The following is a 12,725-nucleotide window of genomic DNA, read 5'->3' as shown; positions in this document are numbered from 1 at the left end:
TTTACCCTATTGTCCTTGCCCCGGCGAGATCCAAACGGCAGATATGCACAAAGCCTTCATCATTCTGAATATAATGTTGTTGCAAATACGCGGCCATTTTTTCAGCGATGAGTTTGTCATCACAAATGGCAAATAATGTTGGCCCTGAACCGGAGATCCCACACGCTAACGCACCGATTTCTTTAGCGTTTTGTCGAGCCTCCGCAAAGCCAGGCAGTAATTGTGTACGGTATGGTTCTGCAACCACGTCTTGGATCATCGTCGCTGCCAACAGTGGCTGATTAGTATGACAAGCGTGGATAAAACCCGAGAGATAGCGCCCATGATTGACGATATCATGACGCGGATAGCTGTTTGGTAAGATAGCACGCGCTTCAGCAGTCGAGACTTTAATTCCCGGATATGCCATCACCCAATACCAATTGTCGAATGCAGGCACTGGCTGGGAAATAATACCATTTTGCTCGATAATCAGCTGCAATCCACCGAGGAAACACGGTGCGACGTTATCGTAATGCACGCTACCCGAAATACGCCCTTCCAATTCCCCCATCATGCCAAGCAGCTGCGTGTCATCAAACGGTTTTTCTGCAAATTCATTCAGCGCCATCAGGGCTGCAACAACAGAACATGCACTAGAGCCTAAGCCTGAGCCAATTGGCATGTTTTTCTCAAGCGTCATTGCTACATTCAGCGGTTTCCCCAAACGCTCGCAAAACAGCTGCCAACATTGGTAAACGATATTGTGTTCGTTTTTCTTTGGTAGCTTAGAAACAAATTTACCTTTGTTGGTTAACGAAAATGTCTCTGCCGCCTCGACAGTCACACAATCGCCTAATAGTGAGCCATCAGCAGGTGAAACTGCCGCGCCAAGGACATCAAACCCGACGCTAACATTACCGATTGAAGCGGGTGCATAAACTTTAATCACTTATTAAACTCCCAATTTCCATGACAGAGTACGTAACATATCTGCAAATACACCAGCTGCGGTAACATCATTACCTGCACCATAACCTCTTAATACTAAAGGAATTGGTTGGTAATAGCGCGTATAGAAAGCCAATGCGTTTTCGCCATTTTTGACTTTAAAGAGCGGGTCATTGCCATCGACAGCAACAATCTTAACTTGGCAGCGCCCTTCTTCTATCAAACCAACATAGCGTAACACTTTTTGTTCTGCTTCTGCGGCTTTTATCCGCGCAGCAAATTGGGCATCAAGTTGTGGTAAACGCGCCATAAACTCTGGAACTGGGCCTGAACTATCAAAGTCAGCAGGGAGAACCGCTTCAATTTCAATATCTTGTAACTCTAAATTGTATCCTGCTTCACGGGCTAAAATTAATAGCTTACGCGCAACATCCATCCCTGATAAATCATCACGAGGGTCTGGCTCAGTAAAGCCTTTTTCTTTCGCCAATGTGGTGGCTTCAGACAATGACATGCCTTCATCTAACTTACCGAAAATAAAGGATAATGAGCCAGATAAGATGCCGCTAAAATGTACCAACTCATCACCTGCATTGAGTAAGTTTTGCAGGTTTTCGATGACTGGCAGACCAGCTCCCACGTTAGTATCATATAAAAACTTACGCTTTGATGTTTCACTTGCAGCACGTAATTGATGGTAATAATCCATGGATAACGTGTTTGCTTTCTTATTCGGCGTGACGACGTTAAAGCCATCTTTTAAGAAATTCACATATTGTTCAGCAATTTCTTGGTTAGATGTGCAATCGATGATCACTGGGTTTAAGAAGTGATATTCACGCTCTAAGCGGATCAGGCGGCTCAAACTGAATGGCTCTTTCGCTTGTGCTAGTTCCGCCTTCCAATTATCAAGGTCAATGCCTTGCATATTGGTCAACATCGCGCGCGAGTTAGCAATACCGCACACACGCAGGTCGATGTGCTTTTGCTTTAACCATTGTTGCTGGCGATGAATTTGCTCAATTAATGCATTACCTACACCGCCTACACCAACAATAAAGGCTTCAATCACTTGCTCTGCATTGAACAGCATTTGGTGGCAGAGACGAACGGCGGTTGTCGCTGACTCATTAGCAATTACCGCAGAAATAGAGCGCTCAGACGAGCCTTGGGCAATTGCAACAATATTGATGTTACCGCGAGTCAATGCGGAGAAGAAACGCGCAGAAATACCTTTTAACGTGCGCATACCATCACCAACTACGGAGATAATCGCCAGTTGTTCCATCACATCCAGCGGGTCTAACACGCCATCTTTAAGCTCTAAATAGAACTCTTCTTCGAGGGCTGCACGAGCACGCAACAACTCCCCTTGTGGCACACAAAAACTGATACTGTATTCAGACGATGACTGGGTAATCAACACAACTGAGATACCTTTGCGGGACATCACGGAGAAAATGCGTGCCGCCATTCCAACCATCCCTTTCATACCCGGCCCAGAGACGTTGATCATCGCCATGTTATTCAGGTTAGTAATACCTTTTACTGGCGTGCTGTCATCGGTCTGACCATCACCAATCAAAGTACCTGGAGCGCTTAAGTTAGTGGTGTTTTTAATCAGGCAAGGAATTTGGAACTGGGCAATGGGGGCAATGGTGCGAGGGTGAAGAACTTTGGCGCCGAAATAAGAAAGCTCCATGGCTTCTTGATACGACATCCCTTTCAATAAACGGGCGTCTGGTACAAGGCGTGGGTCACAAGTATAGACACCATCCACGTCAGTCCAAATTTCACAACAATCTGCGCGCAAGCATGCGGCTAATACAGCGGCTGAGTAATCGGAACCATTACGGCCTAAAACGACTAACTCTCCTTTTTCATTTCCTGCGGTAAACCCAGCCATTAATACAAAGTGGTCTTTAGGGATATTTAGGTCAGCAATACGCTTTGTTGATTCATTGATATCAACTGTAGACTCGAGGTAGTGCCCCTTTGCTAACAAACTTTCGACAGGATTGATTACCGTGACGTTATGACCCCGTGCTTTTAAAACGGATTCCATAATGGCAATTGACAGTTTTTCACCACGACAAATGATTGATGCGTTAATGCTATCAGGGCATTGCCCTAGAAGAGTAATACCATGCAGTACTTGTTTGATTTGCGCGAATTCTTGCTCAGTGAGTTTTTTCAGTCGGTCATACTCAAAACCGGGCTGTTTTTCCTTCAATCCTTTTAGCAGGTTAGCAAAAATCATTTCGGCATCATTCACATGCGTGATGACATCCTGACCTGCAACCGTTTTATCAATCATTGCAACGAGATGGTTAGTGATTTTTGCTGGCGCTGACAGCACCAGAGCCACTTGCCCATCTGCTAATTTACTTTCAGCGATGTCAGCAACATTCAGTACTCGTTCATCATTCGCAACCGAAGTACCGCCAAATTTAAGCACACGCATGGTATTTCTCTCCTGAATTAACACCAAAAAAAAGCCCGCATCTGGTAAGGGATGCGGGCTTTTTCATTTTTATTTTTTGGATGCGTCAGCCCGCCCCGTTTCCTGTGGTTACGGTGGTGGTGGTAATAATAATAGTCAGGCTGATATTACGCATAAATTCTGTCTGTCTCATTAGATCCATTAGGTTTCTCCCTATACGGTTAAAGCAATCGCTATAAATTGTCAAATTTATTTGTAAAAACACACCACTAAAATCACTTTTTTTTGATTAAAAATTATCTGGATAAAGAGTCTAACGTTGAATAAAAAGAGCGATAACACAGAAGAGATAGCTTTAAAAACCAGAAAAAACAAAATTAATGGTTAAATATTTTTTTAAGCATTTTAATTTAAATTAGCCTATAAAATAGCCAATAATGATGTGTTACCGAGCTTTACTGTGAGCAAGGCACATCTCACCAAAAGCAAAAAATTTATCGTTATTCAGGCTTCATCAACCTAGAAAAATTCACCTTGCTAGACATTAAGTATATTTGCTTGACCGCGTGATTTTATTGACCTTCAATAAACAAAAAAACCAATAAATATGTTTCTTAATTGTAAAAAAAACCATTTAACAGAAATAAAATAAGTAACTTTCCTAATTAAACACCATAAAAACCCAAATCAGAGGTGTTAATTTTACATTCCCGCTATCACTGAGTCACCAAAGCCTCTTTTTGATAAGGGAAAGAACTTTTCGGAATTCGAGCTAGGTCACAAATTGAGCATTATTAATAATGTTATATTTAGCTCGCTAAAAACTTAATGCTTTAATATCAACCTCAAGCGGGAATCCCTCTCATTACCCTCTGCAATTTTAAGTGTCTATCCGATATCTAAACAGCCAGTTAATTTATATAATTATCTCCCTAACAATTTTTGTTAACGTGCTACAATTGATTTTGATATGTATCAACAAAAGTTAGTTTTTTAGGTGGTAAATGCAGTATTAGCTGTTATATTGCTGTTAACAGCCCAATATTGGGAGAGTGCTTATATTTTGATTCATTTTTAGAGTCAATTGCTAGAAACGGCAACATAAAGTCACTGTTGAATTTCAAAACAAATTTATACTCATGAACGTGTTTTTCCAGAGAACAATATCAATAACCACCTAACTGGAAACGGCTTGTGAGTTCAGTATTTTTATTTTAATACTTAGGTAGCAACTATGCAGACCCCACACATTTTGATTGTTGAAGATGAGATTGTCACACGCAATACGCTAAAAAGTATCTTTGAAGCGGAAGGCTATGTGGTCCATGAGGCAACTGATGGCGAAGAGATGAACAATATCCTCTCTGAGCATGACATCAATTTAGTCATCATGGATATTAACTTACCAGGTAAAAACGGTTTATTGCTGGCTCGTGAGTTACGTGAACAAGAAAGCATCGCGTTAATGTTCCTAACAGGCCGTGATAACGAAGTCGATAAAATCCTTGGCCTCGAAATCGGTGCTGATGACTATATCACCAAACCATTTAACCCACGCGAACTGACCATTCGTGCGCGTAATCTGTTGTCTCGTACTATGAATTTAGCAGGAGGTACTGAAGAACGCCGCCTCGTTGAAAGCTATAAATTCAATGGTTGGGAATTGGACATTAACAGCCGCTCATTAGTCAGCCCAGCAGGTGAGCACTACAAATTACCACGTAGTGAATTCCGTGCGATGCTGCATTTTTGTGAGAATCCGGGCAAAATTCAAACCCGCGCTGACTTACTGAAGAAAATGACTGGCCGTGAATTAAAACCACACGACAGAACTGTTGACGTGACGATCCGTCGTATTCGTAAACACTTCGAATCGACACCAGACACGCCTGAAATCATCGCGACTATCCACGGTGAAGGCTATCGTTTCTGTGGTGATTTAGACGAATAATTAGCAGTCTAATTTTTTATCTTTTCACTATTAAAATCCGCTGTCTTTTCATCAGCGGATTTTTTCCTTCTATTTCCCTTCAATTACGTTTTACTGTTTTCAATTAAATTGAAAAAAATCAATCTAGTAATAACAAAAAGTATTGACATCAAAAAAGAGATAAGCATAATTGGCAATAACAACGCTCATTATGCTCCTTTTATAACGTTTACACGTATTTTAGGAATGTAATGAGCTTTTTTATTAGTAAAAATCGCGACGGAACCGCAAATATATGCCTTATACCCCATATGTAAAGCCGTATAAAACACCTGCGGAGATCATTTCAGATCTAAAAACAAAACAACTTAGTTTTATTGATGAAAGTGCTGCAGAAAAAACATTATCTCAAATAAACTACTACCACTTTAAAATTTACCTTCATCCTTTGTTAGACCCAAGTTGTCCTACAGGGAAAAACTATAGATCGGGTGAGTTTTTTGAAGATGCTGTTGATTTATATCGATTTGATGAACAGATCAGATTTATTTTTTTCAAGGCTATTGCGAGAATTGAAATAAAATTGAGAAGCCGCCTAGATCACATCATGTCCTCTATTAGTAATAATCCTTTTTGGTACCTTGATAATCAATGGTTTAGTATAAAAAATAATAATACATACCTTATTGATTCTATTCGAAACAAGATAAGTAATGAGTTTTCAAATACAAAAGAAGAGTATGCCACTCACTATAAATCAAAGTATTACAATATTACTCATGATAACTATAAGTTTTTGCCACCGTTTTGGATAGCGAGTGAATTTCTCAGTATAGGAACAATATCAAAGATATACGATAACCTAAATGCGGCTATTATTAATCAACGCTCTGGTGCCCCCTTGGACTCAATGGCCTCTGAATTTGGTGCACCGAGTTTTAGAGCACTTTGTTCTTGGCTAAGAGTACTTAGAGATATCAGAAACCGCTGTGCTCATCATAGTCGGTTATGGAATGCGAACTTTCGCGCCCCTTCAAATATCATTTCATTACTTAATATTCCACCAACAAACAACAATCGTATTTATAGCCCATTCGCAATGGCACATAGAATATTACTGTTTTTAGACATACAAGACGTTAATTTATATGATGATTTAACGATTTTGATAGGAAAATACTATTGTGTGACAAACTATTTAGATAGTGCTGGTTTCCCCACGGCATGGCATACAGACCCCTTCTGGTCATCACCATGAAAGAGAACGGTTTTTTGTATGGTATTTTTAAATAAGATGCCAGTAAACCTAGGTTATTGGCATCTTACCCTATTACCAAGGCATAATCGGTACTGCACTTAATGCATTCTTCGGAGAACCGTCGATCATTTTGTCTGAGTAGGTTAAATAAATCAGTGCATTCCGTTTTGGGTCGTAGAAACGTACAACTTGCAGTTTCTTGAAGACTAACGACGTTCTTTTCTGGAAAACAACCTGACCTTTTGTTGGTTTACGTTTTACACGGTCGCTCAATTCAATGGGACCAACTTGTTGGCAGGAAATTGCCGCATCAGACGTATCTTCCGCTAACCCTAACCCACCCTTGATCCCACCCGTTTTTGAACGACTCAAATAGCATGTCACATTTTCAACATCAGGGTCATCAAAGGCTTCAACAACAATTTTATGGTCCGGCCCAAAAATTTTAAACACAGTATCCACTGAACCAACTTCTTCAGCGAGCGCTGAACCAGACGCCGCCGCTAACAACGACGCAAATACGATTTTTTTTAACGTGGAAAAACGCATACTGGGTTTCCTATTCAATTTACACCAATAAAACACCTTAACGGGGTTAATTATTTACTTTTCTAACTAATTCCCAAATACAACTCATTTACTATAAACGAAAAAGATAACTTGATATAGAATAGCAATTCATTGATAGATTATATCTGTTCTATAAGTCGCATTGGCTGGGGATATACATGGATCAAACTAATATTATTCGCGACTTACTTCGCTGGATAGATGATAACCTCGATAAACCGCTTTCGCTTGATAACGTCGCTGCAAAAGCAGGCTACTCTAAGTGGCATTTACAACGAATGTTCAAAGAGGTCACCGACCAAGCGATTGGGGCTTATATTCGAGCTAGAAGGCTTTCTCGCGCTGCGGTAGCGCTACGCTTAACCAGCCGCCCGATTTTAGATATTGCGCTGCAATATCGCTTTGACTCGCAACAAACATTTACGCGCGCCTTTAAAAAGCAGTTTAATTTAACGCCTGCTTTTTATCGCCGTAGCGAAGAGTGGTGCGCAGCGGGTATCTGCCCGCCGATTATTTTAGATAATCACGTCAATATTGACCATGAATTTATGCACATGCCTGAGTTGTCACTGGTTGGCTTAGAACAAAGCTGTTCATATGCGTTAGAAGAATGGTCAACCGCCTGCTCAAAAATGCGCCAAACGTTCTGGCACTATTATTTGGACAATACGACAACTATTGCCTCTGAAGTATTTGGTTTGCATCATGCAATCCATAATCCTGAAAAGGAAGATGAACAGACGGTGTTTTACACCACGGCAGTGAAACCTGAAGATGCAAGTTTCAATACCGATCAATACGCAAATATCACGCTACCAAGTGGAAATTATGTGAAATTTTCATTTAGCGGAGTACCAACGCGTGATGCACTGCAAGAGTTTTTGTATCAGATCTATGGTGTGTATTTGCCAAAACTCAATTTGACCCGTCGACCAGGGTATGACATCGAACATTATCGATTAAAAAATATTGAGTTGCATAAGATCACACCTGACAGTGATGACCCCAAAACGCATATTGATACGTTTGATTACTATGTACCTATCAAAACGGATGTCGCTGTAGCCGCTTAATCGAAAGGCGTTTCTACCATGAAACGCCTTTTCCTCTCACTAGCCTTGTTGTTCATCCAACGCAGGTTGCGTTAAATGCGTGACTTCCCCTGCTGTTTCCACAATCCAGCCATTCGCTAACCATGGGCTGTTTTGGTAATCCACACGTGATAACGAGCAATTTCGTAAGCGTAGGCGACGTTCTGAATACGCAGGGACGCCCATAATACGGCTTATCAATGAGCTCAGCGCAATGCCATGACTGACGAGTAATGGTCGGCTACCTTCAGGCAAATCTAAGCAACTATTGAGCGCCGCAAACATACGAGTGTAAAGCTCCTCCATCGATTCCCCATTAGGAATTCGCCCACCACGGGTGCCATCAATCAAGCTTTTGCGCCATTGTTCTTCTTCTTCCGTTAATGATTCAATCGCTCTTTGCTCCAGCACGCCCATATTTAGTTCACGTAGACGCGGTTCTGTGATAATTTCACATCCGCATACACTTGCAATGATTTGTGCAGTTTCTAGTGTGCGCCCCATATCACTAGTGATAATATGGGTAATGCCTTCTGATTTTATCCTTTCAGCCACCTGCTTTGCTTGCAATCGTCCCGTGGCTGTCAGAGGGCTATCAGATTGTCCCTGGATGCGGCGAGCCAAATTCCATTCAGTTTCGCCGTGGCGAACAAGATAAACCTGTAACATAGATGTGTTCCGTTATTACTTTTCGAAGTATGTGTTCAAAGGAAAATAATGAATGTACCAAGTTATAGCTGCAACGACTAACCCTGCCAAAATTAAAGCAATCCATCTAGCTTTCGATGCTGTTTTTGGGCCAGGCAGTTATCAAATTGAAGATATTAATGTCGATAGCAGTGTTCCACAGCAACCTATCGGTAATAATGAAACCCGTACAGGCGCTAGACAACGCGTGATGGCTTCAAGACAAGTTCGCCCAGAAGCTGACTTTTGGGTTGGTATTGAAGCGGGTATTGATGATGATATGACTTTCGCTTGGATTGTCATTGAACATAAACAAATTCGCGGTGAATCTCGCTCTGCAAGTATTATGATCCCAGAAAAAATTCTGGCAGGTATTCGTGAAGGTCGTGAACTCGGCGATGAAATGGCCTTTTTGACGGGTATCGATAATATCAAACAACAAGGTGGAGCCATTGGTTTTTTCACTGACGGCGTATTAACCCGCACCAGTGTTTACCAACAAGCCTTAATATTGGCTTTGGTTCCCATTAAGCATGAAATTTATAAAGAGCTAAACCAAGTCGAAGACTAATTATACTCAAAATAATTAAAATTGCATGTAGGCAAAAGTGCCACTTTATACACACCAAAGTATGGGAAACCATACTTTTTTTATGTGTACTCATTCGAAGCATAACGAATATGGATATTCTAAATAATTCGTGCGGTGACTAGGCGACCAGCGAGGATAGCCTGGGGAGCATACATAAGTATGTGACCCAAGTAGCCGAGAGCAGTCAACAACGTCATCGTGCGAAGTATGAAAAATAAAGATATTCTAAATAATTCAGATTGTAGGTAGGCGGCGAGTGGCGCTAAGCCCTAGGAGCATACACTAGTATGTGACTAGGGTTAGCAAGCGAAGCCAACACCCCTACAATTTGAAGTATGACGAATATCAGAGGAGTTGCTGCTCCAGCCACTCCTTCACAGGAATAGGCGCTGACTTTAGGCTATTTGACCCACGTGTAATTGTTGCGATCCCAACACCGAGCTCATTTTTCAGCTCTCGTTGGCTCATTTCACCACGCATCAGCTCTTGTACGATTCTGACTCGAGTTGCTAAGGCCGTTCGTTCATCTGGAGTAAGCAGTAATTGCAAAACTGGCAATTGAATATCTTGTTCAAAGGCCAGTTGAAGCAAATTCACAAAGCGCAGCCAGTCAGCGTTCTCATCGGCTGTTAGCGCCGGATCATGGTGTTGATTTGCTGTCATCGTTTATCCATCCATACTATTTAACTAGTACAAATAATAACACACTCTGATTAGAAATCATCAACCAAACGCTACTCATGATTCAACAACACAAAAAACAACCAAATTTCATTTAGTTACTTCATTAATACACTAAATAGTTTGAGTTCTGACTAGGCTCCCCGCGAGGATAGCTCGAGGAGCATACACAAGTATGTGACTAGGGTTAGCAAGTGAAACCAACACCCCTATAATTCGAAAGATGGCAAGTCTTAATACTCAAAATAGTTCGGATTGTAGGTAGGCGGCGAGTGGCGCTAAGCCCTAGGAGCATACACAAGTATGTGACTAGGGTTAGCAAGCGAAGCCAACACCCCTACAATCCGAAATATGAAGAGTATTTTTAGTATTTCATATTCCATTCATTGGGCAGTAAAACCTTACTCCCCTTTTGCCCCATAAAATGACGATAGAACAAATCATACGACAGCACATTTTTCACGTAGCCGCGGGTTTCTGAGAACGGAATACTTTCAACAAATGCCACGGCATCAATACGGCCGCCACTGTTCCCCAACCAACGAGTCACCCTTGATGGACCTGCATTATAAGCCGCACTGGCTAAAATACGGTTATTACCAAATTGCTGGTAAACATCTTCCAAATACGCCGTACCCAGTTCGATATTCATCGTTGGGTTAGTGAGCTGGCTAGTATTCACATAATCAATACCTTGCTTCTGTGCGGTATGTTTTGCTGTTGCTGGCATTAACTGCATCAAACCTGTTGCGCCCACTGGCGAACGCGCTTGTGGGTTCCAAGCACTCTCTTGGCGAGCGATAGCCATCGCATAACTTTTTTGTATATCTTTTGATTTGGTATACAGATTAAATTCTTTGTCCCACGCTAACGGAAAGCGCTCTTCAAGGTGATCCCACAGTTTTGCCGTGATAGTAGCTTGCACACTGAGATCTGCCCATTGGTTATCGAACGCATAACGAGCCAGTTGTTCTTGTTGATTGGCAGGGCGGGATGCCACCAAGCTAGCCCATTCTGAGCGCGCTAAATTATCCATTTCCCAATACATTAGCTCGCGCACACGTTGGACCTCAGGGAGCTGGCTGATGCTCGCATCTGGCTTCACCGCGCTTTTGACTAACACAGGGTAATCAATCTCTAACACTTGTGCGGCAACCATCGGGTAGAAACCACGTTTTTCAGTTAGCTGGCGAAGCAGCGTTTCGCCTTCTGCTTTTTTCCCGGCATCAATTAGCGTAATCGCCTGCCAATATTGCCATTCTTCTTTGTTTTTCACGTCCGCTGGAAGCTGCCTTAGCCATGAAGCAACACCCGTTTTATCCCCTTGCCCTAACGCAAGACGAACACGGCGCTCTTTTAACGAAGCTGAATTCGTTTCCTGAATAGTCTCATCACGCCACTGTGCTTGTTCAGGGGTCACATCCCCCATGTACTGCCATGCAATGCTGTCTTTTAGCTGCTGGCTTTCAGCCATATTCATTTTTTGCGCAGAGCTTACGCTGCTTAATACGGAGCGAGCAGCATCTGGCGATTGGCGTGCATAGCGGTTAAATGCCGCAATGGTTGCTTGGCGAGTAAAATCCGTTGGGGTGACAGTTTTTGCAAACGAAACCACCGAAGCTGGCTCATTTTGCAATTTAATCAACGCATCACCAATGGTTTTATAACTCGGCGGTAGACGTTTTGCTAAATAACTGGCAATCGACGGGTTCCCTTCTTTAATTGCCAGATTAATTCGCTCTAGCACCATTTCAGCACTTAAATAGCCTGCTTTTTCCCATTCGTTAAAGAGTTTATCGCAGGCCGCGGGCATTGAATGGCCATTTAACCACGCTTTTTCAGCGCCTTGCCAAGCCACTTGTTTGTTCCCAACAGCCCAGTTAGCAAAATAGAAATTACATTGTGCTTCGGCAGGTTTTGGTGCTTCCGGGCTAAATTCAAGCAATGATTTCCACTCTTGGCGACGGGCAAGTTCGTTGACAAAACGCGTTTTTAAATTCTTAGCAACAGGTAGCGTTGGGTAGGCGTTAATAAACTCCTGAACCTGACGAGGTGAAATAATATCAAGGTCTTGCGTCAGCTCACGGTAAGCCAAATAAGGATAAAGAGGATAATCATGCAACGTCGGTAATAAGCGCTCCACTTCATCCATTTTATTTGCATCCCAAGCGGTTTTAATCGCTTGATACCGCTCCCGCTGTGACTGTAGGGAATCCGCCCATACGGTGCTAGAAACTAGCATCATTGTCACTGGAATTGCCGCTAACCAACGTTTCATATCCACTCGCTCCATCGCTAAATTAAAGTCAAAATACAGGAAAAACCTTAACCTATATATACCCCAAATAATTCGAGTTGCAGGTAGGCGACAAGCGAAGATAGACGAGAAGCATAGATATACTATGTGACTCGGCGAGCGTAGCGTAGTCAACACCGCTGCAACTTGAAGGATTACGGGTATATTAAACATATATCAATAATGTTAATGCTACCGAAAGTTTTTATCGAGCAACAGCGGAGAGTTCCTGAATTTACCTGCTTTA

Annotated in this window: 11 protein-coding genes and 1 other annotated feature; of the genes, 4 read left to right on the top strand and 7 right to left on the bottom strand. The window is 42.1% G+C overall.

The window, feature by feature from the left end; genetic code table 11:
• Position 1: 1 nt before the first annotated feature.
• The 3 genes from thrB to thrL form a co-directional block, all read right to left on the bottom strand.
• Positions 2 to 931 (bottom strand): homoserine kinase, encoded by a 930-nt coding sequence (gene thrB, locus AC4IFO_RS02635; protein WP_490731620.1) that lies wholly within the window; start codon positions 929 to 931, stop codon positions 2 to 4.
• 3 nt (positions 932 to 934) lie between these two features.
• Entirely contained in the window at positions 935 to 3,394 is a 2,460-nt protein-coding gene (gene thrA / locus AC4IFO_RS02630) for a bifunctional aspartate kinase/homoserine dehydrogenase I (protein WP_490731618.1), read from the bottom strand.
• A 24-nt stretch (positions 3,395 to 3,418) separates the two neighbouring features.
• Positions 3,419 to 3,541 (bottom strand) — a sequence feature (Thr leader region).
• Complete coding sequence (thrL, locus tag AC4IFO_RS02625; protein WP_219245668.1) at positions 3,480 to 3,575, bottom strand: thr operon leader peptide; 96 nt, start codon at positions 3,573 to 3,575, stop codon at positions 3,480 to 3,482. It overlaps the preceding feature by 62 nt.
• A gap of 1,032 nt (positions 3,576 to 4,607) precedes the next feature.
• Here thrL and arcA point away from each other — a divergent pair.
• Both arcA and AC4IFO_RS02615 read left to right on the top strand, forming a co-directional pair.
• Positions 4,608 to 5,324, top strand: coding sequence for a two-component system response regulator ArcA (gene arcA / locus AC4IFO_RS02620; RefSeq protein WP_206084510.1), 717 nt, complete (start codon positions 4,608 to 4,610; stop codon positions 5,322 to 5,324).
• 274 nt (positions 5,325 to 5,598) lie between these two features.
• Positions 5,599 to 6,561: an Abi family protein gene (locus tag AC4IFO_RS02615; RefSeq protein WP_490731616.1), complete on the top strand. Its 963-nt coding sequence runs from the start codon at positions 5,599 to 5,601 to the stop codon at positions 6,559 to 6,561.
• Positions 6,562 to 6,633: 72 nt separating this feature from the next.
• On the opposite strand, the gene creA is transcribed toward AC4IFO_RS02615, so the two are convergent.
• Positions 6,634 to 7,110 carry a protein CreA gene (gene creA / locus AC4IFO_RS02610; protein WP_219245667.1) on the bottom strand — a complete coding sequence of 159 codons (477 nt, stop codon included), beginning with the start codon at positions 7,108 to 7,110 and terminating at the stop codon, positions 6,634 to 6,636.
• A gap of 179 nt (positions 7,111 to 7,289) precedes the next feature.
• Between creA and robA the strand changes: the two genes are divergently transcribed.
• On the top strand, positions 7,290 to 8,204 hold the full coding sequence (gene robA, locus AC4IFO_RS02605) for an MDR efflux pump AcrAB transcriptional activator RobA (protein ID WP_219245666.1): 915 nt from the start codon (positions 7,290 to 7,292) through the stop codon (positions 8,202 to 8,204).
• 39 nt (positions 8,205 to 8,243) lie between these two features.
• Here robA and gpmB read toward each other — a convergent pair whose 3' ends face one another.
• Complete coding sequence (gene gpmB / locus AC4IFO_RS02600) at positions 8,244 to 8,891, bottom strand: 2,3-diphosphoglycerate-dependent phosphoglycerate mutase GpmB (RefSeq protein WP_219245665.1); 648 nt, start codon at positions 8,889 to 8,891, stop codon at positions 8,244 to 8,246.
• Between the two features lie 52 nt (positions 8,892 to 8,943).
• On the opposite strand from gpmB, the gene yjjX reads away from it, so the two are divergent.
• Positions 8,944 to 9,480, top strand: a complete 537-nt coding sequence (gene yjjX, locus AC4IFO_RS02595) for an inosine/xanthosine triphosphatase (protein ID WP_219245664.1) — start codon at positions 8,944 to 8,946, stop codon at positions 9,478 to 9,480.
• 366 nt (positions 9,481 to 9,846) lie between these two features.
• On the opposite strand, the gene trpR is transcribed toward yjjX, so the two are convergent.
• Together trpR and sltY are read right to left on the bottom strand one after the other, a co-directional pair.
• Positions 9,847 to 10,164 (bottom strand): trp operon repressor, encoded by a 318-nt coding sequence (gene trpR, locus AC4IFO_RS02590; RefSeq protein WP_490731612.1) that lies wholly within the window; start codon positions 10,162 to 10,164, stop codon positions 9,847 to 9,849.
• A 382-nt stretch (positions 10,165 to 10,546) separates the two neighbouring features.
• Positions 10,547 to 12,460, bottom strand: a complete 1,914-nt coding sequence (gene sltY / locus AC4IFO_RS02585) for a murein transglycosylase (RefSeq protein WP_490731610.1) — start codon at positions 12,458 to 12,460, stop codon at positions 10,547 to 10,549.
• Between the last annotated feature and the right edge of the window lie 265 nt (positions 12,461 to 12,725).

Source organism: Providencia sp. UF-224 (assembly GCF_058245955.1).
This window is presented reverse-complemented; position numbering and strand designations above follow the sequence as displayed.